General features: G+C 50.7%; 26 protein-coding genes and 4 pseudogenes. 13 read left to right on the plus strand and 17 right to left on the minus strand.

What is annotated here, in order from left to right; genetic code table 11:
- Positions 1–67: 67 nt before the first annotated feature.
- The gene (locus DWZ82_RS03190) at positions 68–1,624 is read left to right on the plus strand and encodes a recombinase family protein (RefSeq protein WP_118360179.1); all 1,557 of its coding nucleotides are present in this window, start codon (positions 68–70) and stop codon (positions 1,622–1,624) included.
- A 110-nt stretch (positions 1,625–1,734) separates the two neighbouring features.
- Here DWZ82_RS03190 and DWZ82_RS03195 read toward each other — a convergent pair.
- The 3 genes and pseudogenes from DWZ82_RS03195 to DWZ82_RS03205 all read right to left on the minus strand — a co-directional run.
- Positions 1,735–2,142, minus strand: a pseudogene (locus DWZ82_RS03195) (manganese catalase family protein); the annotation flags it as partial.
- The gene (locus tag DWZ82_RS03200; RefSeq protein ID WP_117491587.1) at positions 2,142–2,399 is read right to left on the minus strand and encodes a spore coat protein CotJB; all 258 of its coding nucleotides are present in this window, start codon (positions 2,397–2,399) and stop codon (positions 2,142–2,144) included. The gene DWZ82_RS03200 and the pseudogene DWZ82_RS03195, both read right to left, overlap by 1 nt.
- On the minus strand, positions 2,396–2,575 hold the full coding sequence (locus DWZ82_RS03205) for a spore coat associated protein CotJA (RefSeq protein WP_118360178.1): 180 nt from the start codon (positions 2,573–2,575) through the stop codon (positions 2,396–2,398). Before DWZ82_RS03205 ends, DWZ82_RS03200 begins: the two co-directional genes overlap by 4 nt.
- 192 nt (positions 2,576–2,767) lie before the next feature.
- Here DWZ82_RS03205 and DWZ82_RS03210 point away from each other — a divergent pair, with 192 nt between their 5' ends.
- The 3 genes from DWZ82_RS03210 to DWZ82_RS03220 are packed head-to-tail and all read left to right on the plus strand — an operon-like array spanning position 2,768 to position 4,320.
- Positions 2,768–3,328, plus strand: coding sequence for a TIGR01440 family protein (locus tag DWZ82_RS03210; protein WP_117491574.1), 561 nt, complete (start codon positions 2,768–2,770; stop codon positions 3,326–3,328).
- A gap of 7 nt (positions 3,329–3,335) precedes the next feature.
- Positions 3,336–4,040 (plus strand): HAD family hydrolase, encoded by a 705-nt coding sequence (locus DWZ82_RS03215; protein WP_117751308.1) that lies wholly within the window; start codon positions 3,336–3,338, stop codon positions 4,038–4,040.
- Between the two features lie 25 nt (positions 4,041–4,065).
- On the plus strand, positions 4,066–4,320 hold the full coding sequence (locus DWZ82_RS03220; RefSeq protein ID WP_118478678.1) for a TIGR03905 family TSCPD domain-containing protein: 255 nt from the start codon (positions 4,066–4,068) through the stop codon (positions 4,318–4,320).
- A 333-nt stretch (positions 4,321–4,653) separates the two neighbouring features.
- On the opposite strand, the gene DWZ82_RS03225 is transcribed toward DWZ82_RS03220, so the two are convergent.
- The 10 genes and pseudogenes from DWZ82_RS03225 to DWZ82_RS03270 all read right to left on the minus strand — a co-directional run bounded on the left by DWZ82_RS03225 (position 4,654) and on the right by DWZ82_RS03270 (position 14,256).
- Positions 4,654–5,313, minus strand: a complete 660-nt coding sequence (locus DWZ82_RS03225) for a 4'-phosphopantetheinyl transferase family protein (RefSeq protein ID WP_118478680.1) — start codon at positions 5,311–5,313, stop codon at positions 4,654–4,656.
- A gap of 109 nt (positions 5,314–5,422) precedes the next feature.
- The gene (locus DWZ82_RS03230; RefSeq protein ID WP_110437243.1) at positions 5,423–5,824 is read right to left on the minus strand and encodes a (deoxy)nucleoside triphosphate pyrophosphohydrolase; all 402 of its coding nucleotides are present in this window, start codon (positions 5,822–5,824) and stop codon (positions 5,423–5,425) included.
- Between the two features lie 12 nt (positions 5,825–5,836).
- Positions 5,837–8,980, minus strand: a complete 3,144-nt coding sequence (locus DWZ82_RS03235) for a DUF3427 domain-containing protein (protein ID WP_118478682.1) — start codon at positions 8,978–8,980, stop codon at positions 5,837–5,839.
- Positions 8,981–9,108: 128 nt separating this feature from the next.
- Positions 9,109–9,510: pseudogene (locus DWZ82_RS03240) on the minus strand (MobQ family relaxase); the annotation flags it as partial.
- A 14-nt stretch (positions 9,511–9,524) separates the two neighbouring features.
- Complete coding sequence (locus DWZ82_RS15325; protein ID WP_207663668.1) at positions 9,525–9,728, minus strand: hypothetical protein; 204 nt, start codon at positions 9,726–9,728, stop codon at positions 9,525–9,527.
- A 931-nt stretch (positions 9,729–10,659) separates the two neighbouring features.
- Positions 10,660–12,048, minus strand: a complete 1,389-nt coding sequence (locus DWZ82_RS03250; protein ID WP_118478684.1) for a tyrosine-type recombinase/integrase — start codon at positions 12,046–12,048, stop codon at positions 10,660–10,662.
- A 9-nt stretch (positions 12,049–12,057) separates the two neighbouring features.
- Entirely contained in the window at positions 12,058–12,855 is a 798-nt protein-coding gene (locus DWZ82_RS03255; RefSeq protein WP_118478686.1) for a helix-turn-helix domain-containing protein, read from the minus strand.
- A gap of 108 nt (positions 12,856–12,963) precedes the next feature.
- Positions 12,964–13,164, minus strand: coding sequence for a helix-turn-helix domain-containing protein (locus DWZ82_RS03260; protein WP_118478688.1), 201 nt, complete (start codon positions 13,162–13,164; stop codon positions 12,964–12,966).
- Between the two features lie 5 nt (positions 13,165–13,169).
- A complete protein-coding gene (locus tag DWZ82_RS03265; protein ID WP_243022870.1) occupies positions 13,170–13,571 on the minus strand; it encodes a type II toxin-antitoxin system PemK/MazF family toxin in 402 nt (133 codons plus the stop codon).
- 448 nt (positions 13,572–14,019) lie between these two features.
- A complete protein-coding gene (locus DWZ82_RS03270) occupies positions 14,020–14,256 on the minus strand; it encodes a helix-turn-helix domain-containing protein (protein WP_118478690.1) in 237 nt (78 codons plus the stop codon).
- Between the two features lie 110 nt (positions 14,257–14,366).
- On the opposite strand from DWZ82_RS03270, the gene DWZ82_RS03275 reads away from it, so the two are divergent.
- The 8 genes and pseudogenes from DWZ82_RS03275 (at position 14,367) to DWZ82_RS03310 (ending at position 21,956) form a co-directional block, all read left to right on the plus strand.
- Positions 14,367–14,918 carry a helix-turn-helix domain-containing protein gene (locus tag DWZ82_RS03275; protein WP_118478692.1) on the plus strand — a complete coding sequence of 184 codons (552 nt, stop codon included), beginning with the start codon at positions 14,367–14,369 and terminating at the stop codon, positions 14,916–14,918.
- Positions 14,857–15,126 (plus strand): HNH endonuclease, encoded by a 270-nt coding sequence (locus tag DWZ82_RS15965; RefSeq protein WP_442861212.1) that lies wholly within the window; start codon positions 14,857–14,859, stop codon positions 15,124–15,126. Before DWZ82_RS03275 ends, DWZ82_RS15965 begins: the two co-directional genes overlap by 62 nt.
- 177 nt (positions 15,127–15,303) lie before the next feature.
- The gene (locus DWZ82_RS03285) at positions 15,304–17,088 is read left to right on the plus strand and encodes an AAA family ATPase (protein ID WP_118478696.1); all 1,785 of its coding nucleotides are present in this window, start codon (positions 15,304–15,306) and stop codon (positions 17,086–17,088) included.
- A gap of 365 nt (positions 17,089–17,453) precedes the next feature.
- Positions 17,454–19,190: a recombinase family protein gene (locus tag DWZ82_RS03290; protein ID WP_118478698.1), complete on the plus strand. Its 1,737-nt coding sequence runs from the start codon at positions 17,454–17,456 to the stop codon at positions 19,188–19,190.
- 122 nt (positions 19,191–19,312) lie between these two features.
- Positions 19,313–20,277, plus strand: a pseudogene (locus tag DWZ82_RS03295) (IS5 family transposase).
- Between the two features lie 321 nt (positions 20,278–20,598).
- Positions 20,599–21,333 (plus strand): hypothetical protein, encoded by a 735-nt coding sequence (locus tag DWZ82_RS03305; protein WP_118478702.1) that lies wholly within the window; start codon positions 20,599–20,601, stop codon positions 21,331–21,333.
- Entirely contained in the window at positions 21,323–21,481 is a 159-nt protein-coding gene (locus DWZ82_RS15070) for a hypothetical protein (RefSeq protein WP_158575066.1), read from the plus strand. Before DWZ82_RS03305 ends, DWZ82_RS15070 begins: the two co-directional genes overlap by 11 nt.
- Positions 21,465–21,956 (plus strand): S-layer homology domain-containing protein, encoded by a 492-nt coding sequence (locus tag DWZ82_RS03310; protein WP_118478704.1) that lies wholly within the window; start codon positions 21,465–21,467, stop codon positions 21,954–21,956. Before DWZ82_RS15070 ends, DWZ82_RS03310 begins: the two co-directional genes overlap by 17 nt.
- A gap of 145 nt (positions 21,957–22,101) precedes the next feature.
- Here DWZ82_RS03310 and DWZ82_RS03315 read toward each other — a convergent pair.
- From DWZ82_RS03315 to DWZ82_RS03335, 4 genes and pseudogenes are all read right to left on the minus strand, one after another.
- A pseudogene (locus DWZ82_RS03315) lies at positions 22,102–22,542 on the minus strand (TnpV protein).
- Between the two features lie 655 nt (positions 22,543–23,197).
- A complete protein-coding gene (locus DWZ82_RS03325) occupies positions 23,198–24,481 on the minus strand; it encodes a DnaB-like helicase C-terminal domain-containing protein (protein WP_118478708.1) in 1,284 nt (427 codons plus the stop codon).
- Complete coding sequence (locus tag DWZ82_RS03330; protein ID WP_118478710.1) at positions 24,474–25,145, minus strand: DUF6291 domain-containing protein; 672 nt, start codon at positions 25,143–25,145, stop codon at positions 24,474–24,476. The genes DWZ82_RS03325 and DWZ82_RS03330 overlap by 8 nt, the downstream gene beginning before the upstream one ends.
- Before the next feature lie 4 nt (positions 25,146–25,149).
- Positions 25,150–25,410: a helix-turn-helix domain-containing protein gene (locus tag DWZ82_RS03335; protein ID WP_118478712.1), complete on the minus strand. Its 261-nt coding sequence runs from the start codon at positions 25,408–25,410 to the stop codon at positions 25,150–25,152.
- Between the two features lie 176 nt (positions 25,411–25,586).
- On the opposite strand from DWZ82_RS03335, the gene DWZ82_RS03340 reads away from it, so the two are divergent.
- Positions 25,587–25,822: helix-turn-helix domain-containing protein (locus DWZ82_RS03340; protein WP_199667365.1), on the plus strand; the 236-nt coding region annotated here is incomplete at its 3' end.

A 25,822-nucleotide genomic window follows, 5' to 3' on the forward strand; every position in this document is an offset into this window, starting at 1 on the left:
AAAGTGCAGTTATGCGTTACAATAAAAGTAGGAAACAGCTTGTTCTTATCTGAATGAGGGATAGAACATGAAAAAAGCAGCAATTTATTGCCGTTTATCCGAGGAAGATAAAAACAAGCTATGTGCGACCGATGATTCGGGCAGCATTCAGAATCAGAAAGCAATGCTGGTGCAGTATGCAGAAGAACAGGGGTGGGAAGTTTATCAGATTTACAGTGACGATGATTATACTGGTGCAGACAGGCGGCGGCCGCAGTTTAAGCGGCTGCTGAAAGACGCAGAACAGCACAAGTTCGATATTATCCTCTGCAAAACACAGTCACGTTTTACCCGTGAATTGGAACTGGTGGAAAAGTATATCCACGGTCTGTTTCCTATCTGGGGTATCCGTTTTGTCAGCATTGTAGATAATGCGGATACGGACAATAAGGGCAACAAGAAATCACGTCAGATCAACGGTCTTGTAAACGAATGGTATCTGGAAGATATGTCGGATAACATTCGCAGCGTACTGACCAATCGCCGTGTCAACGGTTTGCATATCGGTGCGTTTGCACTGTACGGCTACCGCAAAGACCCTGACCGCAAAGGGCATTTGCTGATAGACGAAGAAGCGGCAGCAGTAGTCCGTGAGGTGTTCAATCTATTTGCACAGGGATATGGGAAAACTTCGATCGCCCGTATTTTGAACACACGCGGGATTCCCAATCCCACCGAGTACAAACGACAGCATGGCTTACGCTACAAGCAGGCGGTGAGCAAAAACAGCACCTTGTGGAAATACTTTGCGATTGCGGATATGCTGGAAAATGAAATTTACATCGGCAATATGGTGCAGGGCAAGTATGGCAGTGTGTCGTATAAAACCAAGCAGTGTAAGCCGCGTCCGAAAGATCAGTGGTATGTTGTGCGTGGTACGCACGAGCCGATTATTGACCAGGAACTGTGGAACAAGGTATGTCGGCGGCGAGCAGAGCGCAGCAGACCGTTCAGTGATGGAAAAATTGGTATTTTCGCACGCAAAGCACGGTGCGCATATTGCGGCTATACGCTTCGGTCCTCCAAGACGCAGGACCGGCACTATCTGCAATGTCCGAATCGGCATATCTCTGTGGAAGCCTGTCCCGGTGCGTTTATTGCGGTCAGCCATTTGGAGGAAGCTGTACTGGAAGAGCTGAACCGGATGGCGCAGGAATTTCTCGATAAGGATGAAGCGGCCGAGAGCGTAGCGTTCTGCAAGGATTTGCAGAAACAGAAGAAATGCCTGCAAAAGGAGATCAACACCTATCGTCAGAAGCAGGAGGAATATACAACAGGCATTCGCAATCTGTACCTCGACAAGGTAAAGGGACTGCTGACAGAGCAGGACTATCTTGCTATGTCGAAAGATTTTGCCGGAGAGCGTGATCGGCTGGAGCATGTGATCGAGGATGGCGAAAAGCAGATGCGAGAACTTGAGGAGCGAATCGCTATCGGAGATAACCGCCGTGCACTGGTCGAGAAGTACATGAACATTGAGCACCTGAACCGTGAGATGGTCGATACGCTGATTGACTATGTGACTGTCGGTCGGCGCGCAAAGGGCACGAAAACGGTTCCCATAGAGATTCATTGGAATTTTTGATCAATTATCATTCAATGAGTATACCGCGTATGATAATATACAGAAATGTGGCGATATATACGCTAAAATGGTGCGAAAAGCCTAAAGGATTGTTCTTGTAAAGGTGTAGCTTCTGCTGCCATATCCTCAAACAGATCAGTGATCGGGTCTCCTTTGGACTGGAACGTTGCGGCGCTCCACGGCACACCGGAGGCCGACTGCGGGTAAATGCCGGTCGTGTGATCGACAAAGTAGGCGTCAAAGCCGCCCTCCTTGATCTGCTCGGGCGTGAGATTGCGCGTCAGCTGGTACACGATGGCGGAGATCATCTCCATGTGGGCAAGTTCTTCCGTGCCGATATCCGTCAAAATGCCCTTGCATTCCTTATACGGCATGGCGTACCGCTGGTTGAGGTAGCGCATGGACGCACCCAGCTCGCCGTCCGGGCCGCCAAGCTGAGAGATAACAATTTTGGCGGTCTGCGGATTCGGATTCTTGATCTTTACCGGAAACTGCAATCGTTTATCGTATGACCACATCAGTCCTCAGCTCCTTCCCACGGCCACGGATCGTCGATCCACGTCCAGTGTCCGCTGCAGGTATCCACCTCGCGGGCGGTCAGCGGACCGAATGCATCCTCGTACTCAGCGGCGGCCTTGTCAAACGCCGTGCGCATTTCGTTGTAGTATTTGAGCGCGGCAGCGTTGTCCGGATGGCCGTCGAGGTACTCGATCACCTCGACGAGCGCGAAATCGTACATGCGCACGCGCCCGAGCAGCTTCTCCTTGTCGGTCATTGCGGCACGGCCTCCTCTCCGAGAAACGGCTTGTCGAGTGCCGGAAAGATCGTGCCGCGCGAGAACGCGAGCACCGGATCATACGGCGTATCAAATTCCTGCGTCGGCACAAAGGCCATCGCAAGCGAAAGCAGACCGGCAGGAATACTCTCCTTGGTCTGTGGATTTTTGTTCATAAAATCACCCTGTAAATTGAAAATTGAGAATGGAGAATAGAAAATGAATGAAACGAAATATTGCCGGGCACCCCGCCCTGCAATATAACAAAGCTATAATGATTGCATTCTCCATTGTCATGCTATGCTCTGGGGTCTTAACAAGTTCTCAAACTTGTGTTATACTATATAGATAAAAAGGAGGCATGAAAAATGGAGCTTTCTGAAATCAGAGAACAAAGTGCGAAGGCGGCAGAGCAGGTTTGCGAGGCAGCCAAGCTGAAGATCGGCGACCTGTTTGTGGTCGGCTGCTCGTCAAGTGAAATCCTGGGCGAGAAGATCGGCACGCATTCCAGTGTAGAGGTAGCCGAAGCGGTATTCGAGGGCATTCACAGCGTACTGCATGAGCACGGCGTGGAGCTGGCGGCACAGTGCTGCGAGCACCTCAATCGTGCGCTGATCGTGGAGCGTGCTGTGGCAGAGCAGTTCGGTCTGGAGGAGGTCAACGTCGTTCCGCAGCCCAAGGCAGGCGGTTCGTTCGGCACGACCGCGTACAAGCGCTTTGATGATCCGGTGGCGGTTGAGTCGCTCAAGCAGAGCGCCTCTGCGGGCATGGACATCGGCGGAACGCTGATCGGCATGCACATCAAGCCGGTGGTCGTACCGCTGCGCATTGAGACCAAAAAGATCGGCGAAGCCGTTCTGCTGTGCGCACGCCGCCGTCCGAAGTTTGTAGGCGGCAGCCGCGCAGTCTATAACGAAAAACTTTTGTGAGGATTTTATGGGATTAAAAGCAGTTTTTTTCGATCTGGATGACACGTTATACACCAGTTTTCAGGCCGGGGACGCCTACGCCTACGAAAAGCTGGAGGAGTGGGCCATCAGCACGTTTGGAGACAAAGGCAAGGGGTTCGCGGACGCATTCCGCGTCAACCGCAAGCGTCTGGCACGGCAGCAGCCTGCCATGCCGCCTACGCATGACCGTGTGCTGTTTGCACAGGGTGCACTCGAGCGCATGGGCCTGAACGCCGTTCGCTATTCGCGCGAGGCATTCCGCGTGTACTGGGATGCGGTGTTCGCCAAGATGACCTTGCGCCCGGGCGTGGCTGAGTTTTTGGATGAGCTGCGTGCGGCGGGCGTTAAGGTGGCCATCTGCACCAATATGCTGGCGGATATCCAGATGGAAAAGCTGGAGTACCTCGGCATTGCCGACAAGGTGGACTGCCTTGTTACGAGTGAGGAAGCCGGTGTGGATAAGCCGGGTTCGGCGATCTTCTGGCTGGCGATGCACAAATGCCGCTGTCTGCCGGAGGAGACCGTCATGGTTGGCGACAACTTCACGCACGATATTCAGGGCGCGCTCGACGTCGGCATTGACGGCGTGTGGCTCAACTGGACGGACAAGCCGAAACCGGTCGGTGAGCTGTCCTACACCGAGGTAAGCACATTCGAGCAGGCAGCGGCGCATATCCGCACTTTGCTCTGATCAGTTAGGGAGGACAAGGAAAGACATGCAGCATTTTGACTACAAGCCGCACGGCGTATGTTCGATGAATATTTCGTTCGATCTGGACGGTGATACCGTGCACAACGTATCCTTCAAGGGCGGCTGCAACGGCAACCTGCAGGCGATCAGCCGCGTGGTCGAGGGCATGACCGTGGAGCAGATTGAAGGCTACTTCAAGGGCATTTCGTGCAGCGGACGCGGCACAAGCTGCTCGGATCAGTTGGCAACAGCGGTCCGCAAGGCGAAAGAGTCTGAATAAACAGAAAGAACCGATACCTTATGGTATCGGTTCTTTCTGTCTGTCGAAAAAGTCGTATAGTCAGCATTTTTCAGCATTTCGCGCGGCAGCGCGCATGAAATAGCATTTGCTCTGCAAATGCTCAAAAAGGGGGAGCATGTATCAGCGCAGCGCGGCCGAGAAGCCGCGCAAGGATAGCGCCCCTTTTGAACTTCTGGAGGGAGAAAGTTTCTGTATAGGAACTTTCGGACGACTTTGGAACGGCCCATGGTCCGTTCCTGCTTGTCGGCGAAACTGTAGTTTCGCGACAGCCTCAAAGAACCGATACCTTATGGTATCGGTTCTTTTTGCGTTTTATGGGGTGAAAAGCTGCGGTAAAACGGTTAGAGCGGGCGATTTCTCGTTTTTTTTCTGCACGCATACGCCGAGCCTGTAGGCGGGATCGGGAAAATCCGGCACAAACAGGGAGCCGGGTGCGCCGATGGTGATTGCCGGCGGCTGACAGGCGATATCTACGCAGAACTGCCGCAGCAGCCGCAGACCGCGGCCGTCGGCCTTGACGTAGCTTTCCTTGAGCGCCCACAGCGTGTAGAACGCGTTTTCGCGCTCGGCAGGCGAGAGCGAGGACAGATACTGCACCTCATCGGGGTGGAAGAAGCGGTCGGCAATATTGGGTTTGAAGGAGCGGCACTGCTGAATGTCTACGCCGACCGGGTGGTCGCTCACCGCACAGACTGCCCATGCGGCGGAATGCGACAGGCTGAAATGAACATCCGGCGCGGCGGTCAGATACGGCTTGCCGTTCTCGTTCGCGGCAATGTCGAGCGGGCGCGGCACGGACGGACAGCAAAGGCGGATTGCCTCATCCAGCAGCAGGGAAGCGGTGAAGCTCTGCTGACGGGAGGTGCCGTGCAGGCTGTCGATATACGTCAGCCGCGCGGTGGACAGGCGGGAACGAAGCGAAATATTCATAATATCGGCGGCCGCTGTGGACAGGGCGAAAAGATGGGTCAAAGTAATGCTCCTCTTGCAACATTCATGTGATTTGCTGTCTGATTAACGAATAAATGCATCAGTTCGGAAAGACTGCGCAGATGATGGCTGCACCGCCTTGCATTACAGTTCAAGATGGCAGCAAAGCGAGCGCTTTCTCAATCTTTTCAATCAGCCCTGAATCAGCCGGCAGCCAATCCACGCTTTTCAGTGTTTCCTTGGTCAGCCATCGCGCTTCGGCGGCCTCTAACAGTTCAAGATTACCGCGAATCAGCTGACACCAGAAGCAATCCATTGAAAGGTGAAAGGTCGGATAATCAAATTCAACGGTATCAATCAACTCGCCAACCGAAATCTCGGAGGCCAGTTCTTCCCGGATTTCTCTTTTTAAGGCCTCCTGCGGTGTTTCGCCAGACTCGATTTTTCCGCCGGGAAATTCCCACAGTCCCCTAAAGTCACCGTAGCCGCGCATGGTAGCAAAGATTTTTTCGCCATCACGAATGACTGCGGCGACCACTCGAATTGTTTTCATAAAATGCCTTCCTTATCCGACTACCAGCTTGTTCGTCTTGCGAAGATACTTCGCCGGAATCGGCTGGTCCAGATGCCATGTAATATTCATCGGTTTACTGCCGGTATGCTTCACATAGGCTGCCGTTCCGAGACAGGTATACGGTGCAGCACCAATGCCATCCTGCTTGAACTCCCGCACAAAGAGAACGACCTTGCTGCCGCGCTGCCGGTGGTTGATATAACGCTGACCGGTGCTTGCCGTATCGGAGGTCGTGCTTTGACTTTGCCAATGGAACAGGCTTTCGTTGATCGAATAGTCGTTGTACATGGTAGTCGGGGAGTAGTCCTTGTCCGCCTTGTTGAGCGTGATAAAGAACACATCGACCTGCTTGTCCGGCAGCCACTTGACACCCTCCCGCACATTTTTCGGCGTCATATAGTCCATTGCAATCAGAATTTGATCTCTGGTATAGGTGCAATGCAGGTCCAGCGGACAATCAAAGCCAAGCGGGACAGGCTGATCGATAAAGTCAATACGTTCCAGATTGAGCGCCAGAAGCTCATACAGTTCGTGCATCATAATCGGGCTGTCCGCGAGCAGCTGCATGTTGGCTTTCGTAGTATGGGAACTCCAGTCAGCCGCCTCCTGAAATACGGTGATGTAGAACATTTGAAGCATACGTTTTTCAAAATCGAAAAGTGAAGCCGCAAGTTCACAGGAGAAGCGCGGAAGAATATCCATCAGGAACGTAATCCAGCGCCGGGAATCCACAGAAACCAGCTTGCTGAACGCCTTTGTCAGAATGCTTTCGGCAGGCTCGGCAAAATCATCAAGGACGCCTGCATCTGCACAGAGACGGGAGAAAGAGAATTTACCGTAGATAGACCGCGGGTCGAGGTGATAGTAGCCGATGAAATTCTTCAAGGAAAGGGGAAGGCCGCTGTCCTGTGTGAAGGTTTCGATACGCGCAATCAGACCGGCACGGTCACCGAAGGAGCGGCGAATATTCGCCAGAATGACTTCGGAAGCCTTCTTTTCCAGCTGGATATAGCAGCCCTTCGGCAGTGATACAAAGCCCTTTTTCACCTCGTACTGCATGCTGTGATTGCTGTGAGAGAGCAGTGCGGCAAACTTTTCTTCAAAATTGTATTTCTTGTTTGCCTGACCGATGAAATCCAAAACGGTCAGGCATTCTTTTCCTTCCGAGAGACGCAGACCGCGGCCAAGCTGCTGTAAGAAAATCGTGAGTGACTCGGTAGGGCGCAGAAAGAGGATGGTGTCAATTTCGGGAATATCAACGCCCTCGTTATACAAATCTACAACAAAGATAAAGCGGATTTCACCGGAAACCAGACACTGTCTGGCTTCATTTCGTTCCTTATCGCTGGAAGTACCGGTAAGGGACATGCAGGGGATACCCTTCGATGAGAAATATTCCTCCATGAATTTAGCATGCTCGACAGAGACGCAAAACCCAAGACCGCGAACCTTATTGATGTCGGTTACATACCGGTAGAGAGAATTGACAATATGGCCGGCGCGCTTTTCAGCGACAGCACGGTTCAGAGAAAATACGTTGTTAAGCTCAGCTTTATCATAACCGCCGCGCGTCCAGCGAATATTGGATAGGTCGACATCATCGGAAACGCCGAAGTATTGGAACGGGCAGAGCAGCTTGCGCTCGATTGCCTCCGGCAGTCGAATTTCAGATGCAATGCGGCCATTAAAGTAATCCAGAACGTTTTTTCCATCCATACGTTCCGGCGTTGCGGTCAGACCCAATAAGATTTTCGGCTTGAAGTGGTTCAGCAGTCCTTGATAGGTAGGTGCTGCTGCATGATGGAACTCGTCCACAATGATGAAATCGTAATAGTCCTCCGGGAGAAAGTCATACAGCTTCTGAGAAGCTAATGTCTGCACTGAAATAAATAGATGCTCCAGGCTGCTCGGCTTGAAGCTGCCCACAAAAAGCTCTCCGAAATTGGGGTCCTTTAATACAGCGCGGAAGGCACTTCGGCTCTGTTTCAGAATTTCCTCTCGATGAACGACAAACAGCAGACGAGGCTTCGAGCCGGAAAAGGCTTTGCAGAACCGTCGGTAATCAAAGGCAGAGATTAAGGTTTTTCCGGTGCCGGTTGCTGCAACGACAAGATTGCGGTAATAGCCGCGAACCTCGCGCTCTGCCTGCAGGCGATCCAAAATCTCCTGCTGGTATGGGTAGGGCCGAATATCGAAAACGAACTGCATCTCGCTTGTCGGATTGGTCTTGCCGTTTGTTGACAGTGCACGCTCCAGTCTTTCCCTGCACCCATCCTCATAGACTTCAAAGCTGGCGGTGTTCCAATAACTATCGAAGGTTGCCTCCATCTTCTGAATGGTCGGCAGCATATCCTTGGTTGTCAGCTTAACATTCCATTCCAGTCCGCTGGACATAGCCGGATTGGAGAGGTTGGAAGAACCGACATACGCCGTGGTAAAGCCGGTTTCACGATAGAACATATACGCCTTTGCATGAAGCCTGGTACGCTCGGTATCGTAAGACACACGGATTTCTGTGTTGGGGAGATTGCGAAGCGCCTCCACCGCTTTCACGTCCGTTGCGCCCATGTAGGTTGTTGTAATAACGCGGAGCCTGCCGCCGCGTTCCGCAAAATGCTGAAGATCATCGATGATTAAACGAAGACCGCTCCATTTGACAAACGAAACCAGCATATCAATGCGGTCTGCGGAGGCGATTTCTTTCTTCAGCTCGGAAAACATCTGCGGCTCATGAACTGCTCCGGTAAATAAGCTGCTTTGAGCAATCGATGTTTCGGGGCGGGGGAGGTCCTTTGCTTTTTTCTGGCCGATGCGCATCATAGGATCATCGCGGGACAGCAATGCGAATAACTGCTCGCCCTCATCGTCCACAGTAAGATCGCGCAGGTCGTCCTGCGCTGTCTCCTGCGAAATCAGATCAACAATTTTGTTGACCAGATTTAACTGCGCAGAAATATCGTCACCGGCAATGCGGTCAAGACCTTTGTGAACGACTTCGGACAGGTACTGCGTTAAGACCGCGGAGGACTCGGCAGCATCGATTTTCTCGACATGCTTGCTGCCTTCCGGAAGCTGACGCAGCTCATCTTTGATTTCGGTATTCACTACTTGCTCGTAAAGGCCTTGTTTAAGCATGAAAGAAGTCTCCTGTGCGATAGCGTAATTCGTAATAGGTGTTATTCCTTGAACTGTTTTGTGTAATTTCGACAATTTTATTGTACTCTAAACCGTAAGGAAAATCAATCCATTCATCAGCGTCCAACCTTCAAGCTCTCTGTGGCAGCACTGTGTTCGCTGACACGGTGTTCCAAATCTTCAAGTGAATAAATGCCGTTTACCCGGAGATAATTGAAGGTATCATTCATCTCCTTTAGATTGCTGATTTTACCTTTATGGGAATACGCCCCGGCTTTGCGCTGGGTGTAATAGGCGTTCAGCAGAGAAACAAGGTCGGGTGCCTGCGGCTTGGCAAGCTCTGCTTTTGCTTCGGCAATCCAATCGAACAGGAGAGCGATTTTCTTCTTGAGGTCCCGGATTACGGCGTTGGTGGCTTTGATTCAGCGGTTGAACTCGCCTTTCTCGGTGCGGATACCTTTCTTCTCCATTGCCCGGACGGTTGCGCCTTCATGGATAGTGGGAAGTAAATCCACGCCTTGCTGACCGTAAAAATAATCAAAACTCACACGGCTTCACCACCTTCTTTCTGCGGAAAACTTTCTATTGTCAGCGAAATGCTGCGGAAAGTCATATCCGTCTTTTCGTAAGGACATCGGGCAAAATAGCAGAAGCGGTATTCCTGTTCATACGCATCCATATCAACGAAGCCCCACTTCACGCATAACCTTCTTCGTACACCAACCAATACACGGGTGCTCTCTCCCATAGGGACAGCCATCACATTCCGACTTGGGTTTCGGTAGTAAAGAGATTAAGTAGTAGCAATTATTTCTACCCAGACGGCAACCCTTTCTGCCATTCGTCCAGAAGTAGCAGTAATGGCAATCGCTTGTCTTGTCTGCGGTACAAACAGGCTTACTCAAATAAAACACCTCCAATCTCTTGTATTTGCCCATGGTTTTGGGCATAAAAAAAGAGCGCCTATCCATCCTCGATGCGGGGCCAATAGACGCTCTATGTACATAAGGATATTCAATTTTATCCGCTATAACAGCACGGTACTTAAAACATCCGCCTTTTTTGATTAGCAGGTTTTTTAGCACGATTTTTGGTCTGATTAGCAGGAAGGGCATTTTCATTAGCAAGAACAGCCCGTTTTCTGCTAATAATTAGCTGGCGTTTTTGACTTATAACAACCGTTCGATTCTGGAGGGGTTGTCAAAAATCAAGTTTGGAGTAGGATTTTATCTCATACAGTGAAAGAGCTTTTTCGCAGCTTTTTATATAAGAAAAGCCGAAAACCCTTGAAAACAAAGGCTTTCGGCGTTGTTAGCTGGCGTCCCAGAGAGGATTTGAACCTCCGGCCCCACGCTTAGGAGAAGCCCCCCGCCGGTTTCGCCCGTGTTCACCCGAGTTCGTGGGAGTAAGTCGATGCATGCGGTCCCGTGATGCAGAGTCGCTTTGTGTTCACTGTGGTTCATGGAAGATACAGGCAAATTAGACGTTTGTTAGACAATTTCTAATACGGGGGAAGATGCGTATTTTTTTTCGCGCGCCAATATTAGACGGTTTTACATGAAATACAGCACTGTTCTTCACATCATAAATCAAGCAAAGGATACTATATAATATATCATAATTCCACGCAAATGAAAAGAGAGCACTTGATCACGGGTGCTCTCTTAGATGGGGGAGGGTTAGCCAAGATTGTCGGCAAGCGCGCTCAGAATCTTGAGCAGGTCGGGGTTTTCGGAGATTTTTTTCAAAAGCGACGGATCGATGCCGGAAGGAGGATTGACAGCAGGGGATGCTTCTTGCGCATCCGGGATTTTGCCACGGTAAAAAACTTGCTCGAACAGCTCGGCGTTATTTTTGCGGTTCTCGTCCATGACATGGGCGTACTGATCTGTCACCATCTGGGCTTGCGCGTGACCGGAGTCACCTTGGACGGATTTGATGTCACCGCCAGTCAGCTGCAATTTGTAAGTGATGCTGGAATGGCGAAGCGAGTGGAAAACAACTTTTGGCAGGTCGTTTTTCTTAATTAATGCTTGGAACATCGCAGTAATCCGTGACTGCTCCACCGGGCTGCCCAGACCATGGGCCAAGACCAAGTTGTAGTCGGTGTACTCACCCCCGAGAGCTTCCTTGGTGCGTTCCTGCTCGCGCTTCCATGATTCAAGCTGATGGGCAACGGTCGCCGGAATGAAAACCTTGCGGACGCTGGATTCGGTCTTGGGCTTTTTCAGAACGAGCATGCTCGTGTTGCGCTTCGAGGCCTGAGGGAAGATAAAGAGGACGTCCTTTTGCTCGAGGGACTTCATGGCCGTCTTGTCGACACGCTGGAGCTCTTTTTTAATCATGATAGACGCTGTTCCGTCTGCGATGCTTTTCGGCGAAAAATCGACGCAGTCCCATGTCAGACCGAGAATTTCGCCGATTCGCATGCTGCACGCGAAGGCGAGGTTGATGGCCAGCTTAAGACGGTCGTCGTCGCACACATCGAGTGCGAGAAAAATCGTCTCAGCATCCCAGACTTCACGTTTTTGGGGTACAGCCTTAGGAACAGTGGCATGGAGAGCTGGATTTTTCTCCATAAGCTCCCACTTGACAGCTTGATTGAAGGCGCTCCGCAGCAAACTGTGAATTTTGCGGACTGTCGCCGGCTGAACAAAACTGGAAGCCTTTGCCCCGCGCTTCTGGGTGACATGGGAAACAGCGGGGGTTTTCAGGAGTTTCTGATAATATTTCTCGAGAATGTGTGGCGATATTTCGCACAAATTCATCTTACCGATGACTGGATTAATGTAATTCCGTATCAAACGCGTGTTTGAGGAATAGACCGATAGCGACCATGTAGTTGTCCCGTAAAGGGAGACATACTCTTTAAGCAGATCGGCCACCGTTTTGCAGGTGGGAACGTTCATAACGCCGAGCTCCTGACGATGCTCGATCTCTGCCTTACGGCGCTTTGCATCAGCCAGGGTTCGATACGTTTCCCATTTTTGCTTGCGCTTTCCGGATACTTCATCATACTCGTAATGCACGACGAGAAAACGATCGTTTCTATGTACGATTGATGCCATTATTTCACCTCAAATTTCATGTTTATTTTCCTGTTGGAGCAAAATCCGCTGGATTTCATCTCGCGAAATCAAATACTTTGCGCCGCATTTCTCCGCGGCGAGTTCGCCGCTTTGAATCATTTGGCGGACATCATTATATGTAATGTGCAGGAGGACAGATGCTTCCTGCATCGAAAAAACCGACTTTGTTTTGTCGATTTCGGTGCAAAACCTGTTCTGATCGGCATGCCAGCGCTCGAAACTCTCTTTGGTCACGCGCCGACGGCCGGCGATAAAAACGAAGTCGAATTTGTCTCGATCCGGGCCATAAAGGAGGATGTGGTAAACAGCCTTGCGAGGGATGCCTAAAATCTGTGCTATTTCGGGCATCGTCAGCGTTTCTGCTTCAAGAGCAGCATCTCGTGCTCGGTCGGCTCGGGTACGGTATCTGGTTTGCGTTTTATACCAATCTAAAAAATCGCGCTTGGAAATGCGAAGCCAGCTATCAACTTTAAAAGTTTTAATGTTGTAACGTTGAATAATATCGTATATGGTACTGAAGCCTATGCCTAGCTCTTCGGCAAGCTCTTGCGGGGAATAGGATTCTGCACGGAGTACTTTGCCGGGCGGCGGCCCATGGACCTTTTTGTGCTTGACTTGTCGGGCATACCAATGCTCGAAACTGTCTATTATGATTCGAATCTTGCCGTTGATAATAGCGGTCTCGAAGCATTGCTTTTTAACAAGCCAGTACGCATCGGTTTTACCTAAGCCGAGCAGGCGCTGCATCTCCGGGACGGACATTGTAGTCTTTTTCTTTTTTGTCATGGGGATTCTCCTTCGAAAATAGTAGCCAGGTCATTTGACCTGGCTATATTTTAGTTGATGTATAGCGACATTGTTAGGATGTCGAACAGTTGAGCGACATCCTTGACATCAGCAGGATTGGCCATTAAGCCATTCGTCAAAGCTGAATTTGGAAATGCGGATTGCGGTGCCGATTTTAAACCAGTGGAACTGACCGGTTTTCAGCAGCTGATAGACGCTTCCACGGCTAATGCCCAGCATTTTCTGCAACTCAGCGACCGTATAGCAACGCTTGTCGGTGCTGATAGGGATACTATCGATATTTTGCATAAAAATTACTCCTTTTGCTCGTTAGGTGGTATGATGCGGATGATGTGCTGTGGCGGCAGGCCTATGCTCTCGCGGAGGCAGAGATTGATGCACGCCATATGAATAGCGCGGACATGACCTAAATAGCGGATGATTTGGGACTTGCTGATGGTGTGAATCTGCTCGGACAGGGCCATGCATGGCTTGTCCAGACCGCGTTGATGCCGCAAGACGTAGTGTGTTGGCATGTCTGTTTTTTTGATTTCAGTCGTAAGAGGAACGACGATCAGGGTCGGTGCAAATCTGTTGCCGTAGTCGTTCTGAACGACAACAACAGGACGGGTGCCTCCTTGAATATGACCATGATGCTCGCCGAGGTCAGCAAGGTAAATGTCACCTCTGCGAAAACTCCAATTTTTGTTAATCATAGATTTCCACTCCTATTATGTAACGTGGGCGGAGAAGATCCCGCCCACGGTGAATTTCTATTGCTAAAGATTATGTTTCCCGAGAATTTGTCTCTGACGCCCCCTCAGGATCGCAGGCATTAAGCCTGTAGGGAGTCAATCAAGCGGTCGGCTGCGATAACCGATCTCATGGGAATTTCACCCCTCCGCGGTCCTCGCGGAGCTGCGTGCAGAAGTATCATTATTTTGCAATATTTCATAGGTATATTTCAGTAGCAAACCGAAACTTACAGCCGATTTTCGCTCCTGCCAATGGCAATCGTGGCGTTTGTCGCTGATGTTCCTCCATATCACATGCTGAACTTGATTGACTGATATTGACTTGTCAAAGAACATGTAAGGATTAATGATCCTTACATAATAATTTTATATGTATCACAGAAAGAACGACAGGTACAGGGAGTACGGATTACCCGAGTTCAGTTGTTCTACAATTGGCAAGAAGAATATAATCTGTGCTTGTATGGAAGAACTTGGACATGGCAATAACCAGATCAAGAGATGGTGTACGCTTCCCACGTTCAATTTTTCCAATATGTTCGAGACTGACTCCTAAAGCTTCGGCTAGCTTTTCCTGGGTTAACCCTTTTTCCGTACGCAACATTTTGATGCGCAGCCCGAGTTCAATTTGAGCGAAATAGTCCATTTGTTAAACTCCTAATTGTTTATTTTAAGGCTGTTTTAGCCTTTCAGTTAAACAATTCAGTTTTGCGGTAAGAAAAGTGAATTTTTGGCGCAACTTTGCTGGTAGAAAATATGGTCGATATAAAATTGAACACTGAAGATCTGCTTCGCCTGCTATTTGTGCGGATGGATGGTAAATGCTATACTATCGCAGCAGAACAAACGGCGGTTGAGGTGGAAAACCATGAACCTTTTGGGGCAAAATGGTCTATGTTCTGCCGCCTGAAAGTCCGTAGCTATGTATTGGCTGCGAATGTTGCAGGTACGTTAAAAGTTGCGCCGCTTCAAATTCTCAAGTTTCCGGTCGTCCTTCCACATAAGTTTTTGGATGCCGAGAAGTTCAATCTGCGGTTTTCGGACGCATCCGAGATCACGGAAATTGCGGACAAGCTGCGGTGGTATCGTTATCAAAAAGGACTTCGCCAGCGTGACGCGGCGGACTATGCGGGTATTGACCGCAGTACCTACATCCATTGCGAAGAGGCAGGGCGGGACTTTTATCCGAAGGAGCATATGGAGAAGCTGGCGGAGCTGTTTGAGGTACCGCTTGAGAATTTGCTGGATGACTATAAAGCGGCTTTATGGTGGCTGCTGCCAGTTGTGTGGGGAGAACGCTTTTCGTGAATTTAATGCAGATATTTCCGAAGCGCATCATATTGCTTATTTTTCGGATTCACAAAATAACGATTCTTCAAATATAATCATTCTTTGCCCCAACCATCATCGGCTGATACATAAATTAAATCCGAAGTTTGATTATAACAGAGGCTGCTTTGTATTCTCAGAAAATTCCGAACTAAGAATTGAGCTTGATTTTCACCTGATGAAATGACATCGGAATAAAAATGGCATCCGCTGAATGATCTTTAATATTGAGAACTGGTCTTTTGATTGAGCTTACAAAACCTCTTGGGGGGTGTCAATTAAGTCACGCCCCATTATACCCTTGATTTCAAGGGTATAATGGGGTATAATTCTACATAGAATAGTATCTCACAGGAGGTGCGCTATGGACTTATCTGAGATGCAAACCCGCGTGGCGGAGTTGGAACAGCAGATTTCTGCTTTGCCTGCTGGCTCTGTCACGAAGAAAACCGTCAATGGTAAGGAGTACTTTTACCACCGTTGGACAGAGAACAAGAAGCGGCGGGAGAAGTATATTCCTGCTGACGAATTGGAGAATTTCCGTGCTCAGATCGAGCGGCGGAAGGCGCTGGAACAGGAGCTGAAAGCGCTGAAAAAGCAGCTGCCCAAGGCGAAATCTACGAACCCTTCTGCGTTTACTACCAATGTCCGCACCGGCGAGGCGCTGCGTTCCTTTGCGGCATCTGTTCGCGGCTATCGCAGGCGCGAATGCTTCCGGCAGCTGCACGACTTTGTCTGCGGCGAGCCGCAGGACAAGGTGTTCATTCTCTACGGCCTGCGCCGGACGGGTAAAACCACCATGATCCGGCAGATTTTTGCGGAGATGAGCGACACGGAGCTTGCCAAGTCAGCGTTCATTCAGATTACCGCAAAAGACTCGCTGGCAGACGTGAACCGTGACCTCAAGGCACTGGAAGCACAAGGCTTCCGCTATGTGTTTCTCGATGAAGTGACGCTGATGGAGGATTTCATCGAGGGCGCGGCGCTGTTTTCTGACGTGTTTGCAGCCTGCGGCATGAAGATCGTGCTCTCCGGCACGGACTCGCTGGGCTTCCTCTTTACAGAGGACGAGCAGCTTTACGACCGCTGCATCCTGCTACACACCACATTCATCCCTTACCGAGAGTTTGAATCCGTCCTCGGCATCCACGGCATCGACGAGTATATCCGCTACGGCGGCACCATGAGTCTCGGCGGTGTTCACTACAACGAGACCTCCACGTTTGCCAGCAAGGAAAGTACCGACGAATACGTGAACACCGCCATTGCCCGCAACATCCAGCACTCTCTGCGCTGCTATCAGTATGAGGGGCATTTCCGTCATTTGCGGGATTTGTACGACAAGAATGAGCTGACCAGCGCCATCAACCGGGTGGTGGAGGACATCAACCACCGCTTCACGCTGGAGGTGCTGGCGCAGGATTGGAAGTCCCACGACCTCGGCATTTCCACCAGCAACCTGCGCCGGGATCGGAAGAACCCGACGGACATCCTCGACCGCATCGACCTTGCGCTTGTCACCGACAGTCTGCGGAAGCTGCTGGAGATCCGCAACAGGGCAGAGCAGACCGTGGCGCTGGACGATGTTCACGCGGCGGAGATCAAGGAGTATCTGGACTTGTTGGACTTAACGCGGGAGATCGACGTGCTGCACCTGCCGGATGTCAGCACGAAATCCAGCCGCACGGTGATCGCGCAGCCGGGTCTCCGCTATGCGCAGGCGGATGCGCTGATCCGCAGTCTGCTGCTGGATGAGACGTTCAGCGCGCTGTCTCTTGCGGAGCGCACCGCCGTGCAGCAGCGCATCCTGACCGAGATCAAAGGACGGATGCTGGAGGATATCGTTCTGCTGGAAACCAAGCTGGCAAATCCCAAGAAGCAGGTGTTTGTCCTGCAATTCCCTGTGGGCGAATTTGACATGGTGGTGTTTGACCCGGAGGCAGGCTCCTGCCGGATTTTCGAGATCAAGCACAGCGAAGAAGCTGTCCCGCAGCAGTATCGCCATTTGATCGATAAGCAAAAATGCGCCCAGACCGAGCACCGCTACGGCCCGATCACCGAGAAGTTTGTCCTCTATCGCGGGGGAAGCCAAGAGATAGACGGTATTCAGTATCAGAACGTGGAAGAATATCTGCGAAGCCTTGCATAACAAAACCGCCGTCCCGATTTTTCGTTCGGGGCGGCGGTTTTTATGATGCAGCTTGTCATATGACAAGCTGTGACGCAAAACAAACTTGACGTATGACAAGTAATGAAGCGCAAAAATCGTGCGGCGCGACTGTACGAATGCAGTCGATGACGAAAACAATAATGTTCTAAATAGCACGCATCGCTCATTCCATCAATCATTTTCTCGATTCACATGAGTGATGCCCTCCGAACTGGCACGATCAGCGCGCGAAAACCTCTGTCTATCCGCAGAAATTTTCAGATTCTTCCCTTGGGTAGCTTTTCAAATGGATTCCAATTCGATATATATATCTACCAACCTAACGAATAACGCGAGGTGCCGCCATGAAACCGAAAGATACGCCGAAGCAATACGTCATCTACTCCCGCAAGTCCAAATTCACCGGCAAGGGCGAGAGCATTGAGAACCAGATCGAGCTGTGCCGCCAGTACATCGCCATGCACTTTGGTGAGGATGCGGCGGAAAACGTGCTGGTCTACGAGGACGAGGGCTTTTCCGGCGGCAATCTGGAGCGCCCGCAGTTCAAGAAAATGATGAAGGACTCGCAGAAAATCGCCTTTGCCGCCATCGTGGTCTACCGCCTCGACCGTATCAGCCGCAACATCGGCGACTTTGCCAAGCTCATTGAGGACTTGGGCGACCGGCACATCGACTTCATCTCCATCCGCGAGCAGTTCGACACGTCCTCCCCCATGGGCCGGGCGATGATGTATATTGCGTCGGTGTTCTCTCAGCTGGAGCGGGAGACCATCGCCGAGCGCATCCGGGACAACATGTACAAGCTGTCCAAGACAGGACGCTGGCTGGGCGGCACAACGCCCACGGGCTACGCCTCAGAAAGCCTGTCCAGCGTGACGGTGGACGGCAAGGTAAAGAAAGCCTGCAAGCTCAAGCCCATCCCGGAGGAAATCCAGCTGGTCAAGACGATCTTCTCCGTATTCATGGAAACCGGTTCTCTCAGCAAGACCGATCAGTACCTGCTGGAGCATCGCTGCGTCACGAAGCGCGGCAAGCAGTTCACCCGCTTTGCTATCCGGGGTATTCTGACCAATCCGGTCTACATGATCGCCGATGGGACGGCGTATCAGTATCTGAAAGAAAACAATGTTGACCTGTTTGCCGAGCGCGCAGAATTCGACGACGAGCACGGTGTCATGGCATACAACCGCACCCTCCAGCGCCCCGGCAAGGCAAACCAGATCCGTCCCATGGAGGAATGGATCGTGGCGGTGGGCAAGCATCCCGGCATCATCGCGGGCAGCGATTGGGGGCGGGTGCAGGCCATGCTGGATGTCAACAAATCCAAGAGCTACCGCAGACCCCGCAGCAACGCGGCGCTGCTGTCCGGGCTTCTGCGCTGCGACGAATGCGGCGACTATATGCGCCCGAAGCTGACCAACCGCAAGAATGCGGACGGCGAGCTGATCTACACCTACATGTGCTCCACCAAGGAGCGCAGCCACGGTACAGTCTGCTCTATGAAAAACTGCAACGGCAACACGCTGGACGCTAAAATCATCAAGGAGATCCGCAAGCTTTCCGCCGACAGGGAGACCCTTACCCGGCTGCTGGCGCAGACCAAGAAGGTCATCAGCGGCAGCAAGGAGGGCTACGATGCAGAGCTGGCGCTGCTCCGGGAAAAGCACACCGAGACGGAAGAGCGCATCAAACGGCTGGTGGAATCCCTGTCCGTTGCCAGCGACACCTCTGCGAAGTACGTCATGGAGCAGATCGACGAACTGCATCGGGAGAGCGAGACTCAGCAGGCAAGACTTTCCGAGTTGGAAGCCCTCACCGAGCAGAGCCGGATGCTGCATCAGGAGTTCGCCTTCCATCAGGAAATGATCGAATTCTTTGCCAGCGCGGTGGATTCTGCTACGCTGGAGGAAAAACGCCGCCTGCTGCGCACCATCGTCAAAAAGGTGGTCTGGGACGGCAAAAATGCCTATGTTTACCTCTTTGCGGAGGATGGAGAGGCGGATTTGCCGCCCGTAGGGCAACTTATGTGTCCGTCAGGAGAGGATAGCGAAATCAATACATATAGAAGTGATTACCGCTGAAAGAAGATCTACAGTATTCCACAGATATTATCATTACACCCGATGCAGGCCATAAAATTAAGGCACTACCGCATAATGCAAATCCGTGGCAAACGTGCCATAATAGAGCCATGAACAAACAAATGAGGCTGTCGGCCCTGAGCGATGAGCTGACACAGGTGCGGACAAAGAAACGAGAATGTTTAGCAGAGATCGACCGAATCGTACCGTGGGGAGAATGGATCAGTCTGATCCGAACGTACTATTACAAAGGAGAGCGCGGAAATAAGCCCTACGATCTAGAACGGATGCTTCGAATCTATCTGGTGCAGAATCTGTACAACCTGTCGGATATGGCAACGGTCGCCGAAGTAATTGACAGCCGGGATTTTTCGGATTTCTGCGGGGTAGAGTCCAGTAATCAGGTGCCGGATGGAGATACGCTGGGCAGATTTCGGAATATTCTTCTGAAAAACGGCATTCAACAGGAATTGTTTGCACAGGTCGTGGAACTTCTTACGCAGTGCGGCATGATTCTGAAACGCGGAACAATTGTGGATTCTACATTCATTGAGGCACCCTCTTCAACGAAGAATCAGAAAAAAGAGCGTGATTCGGAAGCACATTCTGCGAAAAAAGGAAATGTCTGGCATTTTGGTATAAAGCACACATCGGTGTGGATTCTGAAAGCGGACTTGTCCACACAGTGCAGGTGACTGCTGCCAATGTGCATGATGTCTGTGTTACTGCCGATCTTCTCACCGGTGAGGAAGAACAAGTCTACGGTGACAGCGGATATCTTGGAGCAGAAAAGCGTCCCGAAGCCAGAAAGAAAAATACGGCCGGAAAGAAAATACGTTACAAAATCAATCGTTGTCCTAGTCAGAGTAAAAATAACTCTGCCCGTTCTCAGGCACAGATCAAGCGGCGCGAGCATGAGAAATCTTCGGTTCGTGCCAAAGTCGAACATGTCTTTGCGGTTTTGAAGCTCCAGTTTCGATACCGAAAGACACGATACAGGGGTGTGCAAAAACAAACTGCAAAAGTGAATATCCTGCTCACATTGGCAAATCTGATCCTCGCTGACAGACCCGGTCTGACGGCTTGATTTGTTTTTGCCTTTCGAGCAAATTCAGGAGAGTTTCCAGCTGTTTACGGGTTGGTTGCTCTCCGTTTTTTTTATGGCATTGCGCGGTGTTGCCTTACAGATGTCAAGGTAGATGGCGAGAGCAAAGGTGTAATCAATAAAGTCACTTTTGACACCAGTGATTATTCTCAAGATCACACCGTAACCGCCGAATTCGAAAAGCTTACTTACACCTTGACGATTGTCAACGGCGAGGATTCGCAAACTTCCACTGTGGATTATGGCAAGCGAAATGCACCTGCTGCGCCCACAAAGGCTGGGTTTGTGTTCACTGGCTGAAAGGTGGAAAACTCTGACCCTGCGCTGGTCTACTACGCCGGTCAGGAATTCAATGTCACCGGCAATATGACCCTTACCGCCCAGTGGCCGGCGGTCGAGAATTGGAGCAAAGACCCGTCCGAAACGGAGAACCCCGGCAAGCAGGATGTTGACGTTGATGTAAAGGTCGATGTAGCCGTAGCCGTCAATGTGGGCGTTGCCGCACATGTGGCTGTTGCCACAAGTAAGGACACACTGGGCAATGATATTCGTGACATGCTGAAGAACGTTGTAACAAACGACGCATCGGTCAGCGATAACATCGGCAAGGCAAACGAACTGCACGCGCTGCTGAACAAGGGCGCATCGGATATTGACGCCAATCTGACCGTTTCCGCAGTGCTTCAGAGCACCCCGACCGAAGATGAACTGAAAACTCTTATCGGCGAGGCATTCGACTCCAGTGAGCAGCCGCAGAAGTGGGAACCGAGCGTTACGCTGAACACCGTTGCGAAGGATGCCTCCAATTTGGAAATCGGCAGGGTGGAAAGTGCACCGATCAAGAAAACGAACATACCGATCGTATTCACGCTGACCACCGGTCGGAATCTCACTGGCAAAGACGTTCGCGTGCTGCATGTGCTGGACAGCAATGGCTCGACCGAAGTTGCAAACAGCACGGTCAAAGACGCAGCGTACGGCGTGGTAGGAGTGACTGCAAGCAGCTTCTCTCCCCTATATTATCCTTGTGAAGGATAAGCCGTCCTCCGGTCATCACAGCTCCGGCGGCTCGTCCGTCAGCAGTTATCCGGTATCCGTAACGGCTCCGATGAACGGCAAGCTGACCGCTGACAAGTCTAGTGCTGTCAAGGGCGCGACCGTCACCCTGAATGTTACTTACCCCTGATCAGGGCTATGAGCTGAGCAGGCTGACCGTCACCGACAAGGACGGCAAGGAGATCGTTCTCACTGACAAGGGCAACGGCAAGTACGCTTTCGTAATGCCGAGCGGCAAGGTTTCTGTTTCCGCTGCGTTCGGCGAAGTGAAGAGCAGCTCTGCTTTTGTCGATGTGCCTGCTGACTCTTGCTATGAGGACGGGCATCTGACAAGGGTGTTGGACGCAAGCCATTTTGCACCGGACGGTATCTGCACCCGTGCGCAGGCCGTCACCTTCCTGTGGCGCTCGCAGAAGTCCTCGACGGCAGACAGCGCGAAACCGTTTGCGGATGTTTCCGCTGACGCCTACTATGCCGATGCAGTGCTCTGGGCGGTCAAGGAAAGTGTGACCACCGGTACGACGGCAACTGCGTTCAGCCCCGACAGCAGCTGCACCAGAGCGCAGATCGTGACTTTCCTTTGGAGATTGTACGCAGACAAATGATAAAATAAGGGTCATAGGGATTTTTCTCTGTTAAGCTGGATATGCCCCATCAAATCCGTTGCTTGTTAGACCGATACCGCACTATTTCCGAATAAATAGAACCCAGAGTACAAACTGCCGTTTTGGCCTGTACTCTGGGTTTTGTTTAGTTATAAATCAGTTCGGATTCAACGATTTCTCCGGCGCGGTTCTGAATACCTTTCATACGGCGTACCCATTCCATCTGGTCGGCTGCTTTGAGCGCTTCAGTGATACCCTCGGCTGCCGCCATCTGTTTGGTAAGCTGAGCGAACATCTCGTTGGCGGCATGGTCAATCTCACGCTAATGCGCGTCCAACTTGCCGGCCTTGAACAGATACTGATACAAGTAGCGTTTATTCTGACGAAGATAGCGTCGATGGCGCAGACCATAGATACCGATTGGTTCCAGCTCTGGTTCTTCATCACCGGTGACGAGATAATAATCTTCAAGCAGCTCGTAAGTAAGTGCTGTGCGTTCATCTGTTATGAATTTTTTATTGTAACAACCTCCGCTTTGTATCGTGATTCTATGATAGCGGAGATTATCAAAATATACGAAAAACACGAAACCCTGCTGAGAATATTTCTCGGCAGGGTTTCGTGTCTTTGCGGCCCTTGTGCGTTAATTTCGCATTGCTTCGTTGTTAGCGCTGTTCATTGTTATGACGGCCTTTTTCGGATCACCCCCACGAGTGTGGGGAAAAGAATAGGATCCTCAAAGGAAGGAACATGCCCCACGAGTGTGGGGAAAAGAATAGGATCCTCAAAAAAAGGATCACGCCCCACGAGTGTGGGGAAAGGCGGATGTACTCGCCAACCGTAATTTCTCTTCGCGACAGGGAAATTACATTTGCTAGAGGCGAACAATTGTTCTATATAATATACCTTATTTTGGCGAAAATGTCAAGTATAAATTGTGGAATTTTTGAAAAATATTTCATCTGATTCCTTTGTTGATACAAAAATAGACACGGTTCCCCCCAGAGTATGAAATGGGCTCGAAGACATCTGTGAGAGGAAAACGATGAAAGGCAATGTCATTACGGCAGGGGCTGTCCACGATAATGCTGGCAGGCGCAGGTGGGGAAATACTGCGATAGCTGCAACGGCTGGCATAAGACTGTGAAAATTTTCTCGTGAGCATGGCTGCATAAAGATAGAGAGGAGAGTCCCCGAGGCGGGGACTCTTAGTACATGCGGGATCGATGCTGGCCTTGATTTCAGTTAGGCTCATGTAATTTCTCTCTTGTCTGTGGGGTGAAAAATTCACCAGTAGGGAGTTTGAACGCAAGCGTTGTCTTGCCCGTTGCGCCGTGACGGTGCTTGGCCAGGTTGCATTCTACTCTTGCTGCTACTTTCTTATTGGTAGGGATAGGGCAAGAAGCATACATATCAGGTCGATACAAAAGCAGAACACCATCTGCATCCTGTTCGATTGAGCCAGAGTCGCGCAAGTCGGCCAAGATCGGATGCTTGTTCAGACGCTGTGCATTGGCGCGGTTAAGCTGGGCCAAACATAGGATGGGTACACCGAGTAATCGAGCGAGAGCCTTTAGGGCATTTGAAATAGCTGTAGTTGCCTCGTACCGATTCCCGCAGTACGGTTCTGACCGCAGAAGGCCGAGATAGTCGATGATAACCAACCGGAGGTTTTGGACCTGGCCAGCCAGAGCCTGAATGTCGCTGACGGTGAATGCACCCGGGCGATTAAAGACTAAGCGTTTTTGCTTCAACATTGGGAGCTGCTGCTTGATATGTACATACTCCATCTCTGAGAGATCGTGCATAATCAGGTGGTTTGCGGAGACTTTTGCAGCTCGGGCGAGACGGCGAGCTGTCAGTTGGTATTCGTCCATCTCAAGACTGATAAAAAGAACACTTCTGTCCTCGTTTGCGACGGCATCTGCAATTTGCAAAGCAAGTGCAGTCTTTCCACAGCCGGTGTTAGCGGCCAGAATATAAAGGCCGCCGTTAATCATGCCGCCTCCGAGAAGATTGTCAAGAGCGGTGATGCCGGTCGCAACGGGCGGGATGGGCTGCTCTTTCAGCTGTTGGAAGAAGCCATCAATTGCTGTGGCTCCCTCAATTAACTGGCACTGTTCCGTTGAGCTCGGGGTGTTGACTGGTGTGACAGCTGAACTGCTTTTTTGGGGAATGGGGTTTTGGTCTGCTCGCTGCTGGATGTTTTCGTCAATCTGGAGCTGCCCTTCCGGGATGTTTTTTAGCATGTTTATGCATTCTACAAATTGCGTGTGATCGCAAGCAAATACGACTAATTTGTCGAGGTACTTGTCATCAACACCTACTGCGGGTGCCAGAAAAGCGTGTCTCTCAGGGCATTTTCCTTCATCGATCAGAGCGTGTGCAGCATGGATAATTGCACGGTTTTTAACATCGGTGAAGTTTTCCTCGCTCAAATGTTGAAAAAGAAACTTCCAGGCACGTGGGTTTTCGATACAGGTTCCAAGAACCATTTTCTCGATTGTGAAACGGTTTTTAATCATCAATAGCTACCTCGTTTCCGTTTGCATCGAACTCCAGCGAAAAGAACGGTGCCGCATTGTTGTTAGAGGCCTGCACAGGGGGTTCATCCAACCAGCGGCAGTCCTGGAGGTACTTCGCTGGCGAAGGGCAATACTTTAGCCCGTCTTCCGAAAACGCTGGGGTATGCTTCTGCCATTCGAGGGCAGACAGTATTGCGGTCAGGGTGTCTGCATCAGGGTTCAGCTCGGCGAACACTTCACGGGCACGAGGCCGACAGGCCTTCTTGGGGTATGCCTCCCAGAATGTGGAGAAAGCGTTTTCGAGTTCCGTCTCGTTCTCCTTATTCTTCTCCTTCTTATTGTTCTTTTCGTTCTCTTTCTCCTTGGCATAGTTCGCATCCGTTCGCATATTGTCGGATGCGTTTGCTTCGTTACCATGCCAACGCTGATTAGCATTATCGCTATTCTTCTTACACTTCGCTTCGTAGTGGGTGTAGTCACGATCAATCTGACTCCTGATGGAAGAGAACAGCATAAACACTGCGGAATCTGCGGGGAAATCAGGAATGACGCCGGTCTGTGCGTAATTCAGCAGAGCGATAGTGAGCTTGCCACACTGCTCAGGGGGTAACAGTTGGAGCTGCTCCGTGTAAGAGTAGTACAGCTGGATGTATGCTCGTGCCATATGATCACTTCCTTTCTTCGATACGACGAATGCCGTGAACGGTATTGTTATTTACGTCTGTTGCCGGGGGCTGTGGGTTCTCGAGATACTCGAGCAATGCGTCGAAGTTGATGAGGCGGCGGTTACCGTTGCCTACGGGGACGGACGGGATGATTCCCTGATTGACAAGGCGCTTGATCAGCCGTGCGCTGACGGGGCTGTTTGGGTCGAGCTGGTGGATCTCGGATACTGCCTGGGAAATGTAGCGCATTCTTGCTGTTTTCATTAGTATTACCTCTTTCTGTATTTATCTACAATTATGAACAAACGGATGGAACTGCGTAATAATATTTGACATCACTTGCAGCTTGTAGTAGCATTATAGCAGCAGATATAAGCAAAGTACAGCACATAAATGATAGTTTATTCAACGTATTACAAATAATTGTTAGGAGTAACGAAATGACTAAAAACGAAGATAAAAAGAAAGAGCTCCCCATTTTTCAGGAAAGGCTCAATGCGGTAAAAGGTGACTTAACCATTGATCGTTTTGCACGCAAAGTTGGTGTTGCACGTGCTACAATGGGCGGATATTTGGCAGGGACGCGCTTACCCAAGGCAGATCACCTCAAACAAATAGCCGAGAAATGTGGTGTTTCTGCCGACTATCTGATCGGATTATCGGACGCTAAAGGTAC

This window comes from Butyricicoccus sp. AF35-5AC, from assembly GCF_003477715.1.
GTDB classification, from domain to species: Bacteria; Bacillota; Clostridia; order Oscillospirales; family Butyricicoccaceae; genus Agathobaculum; species Agathobaculum butyriciproducens.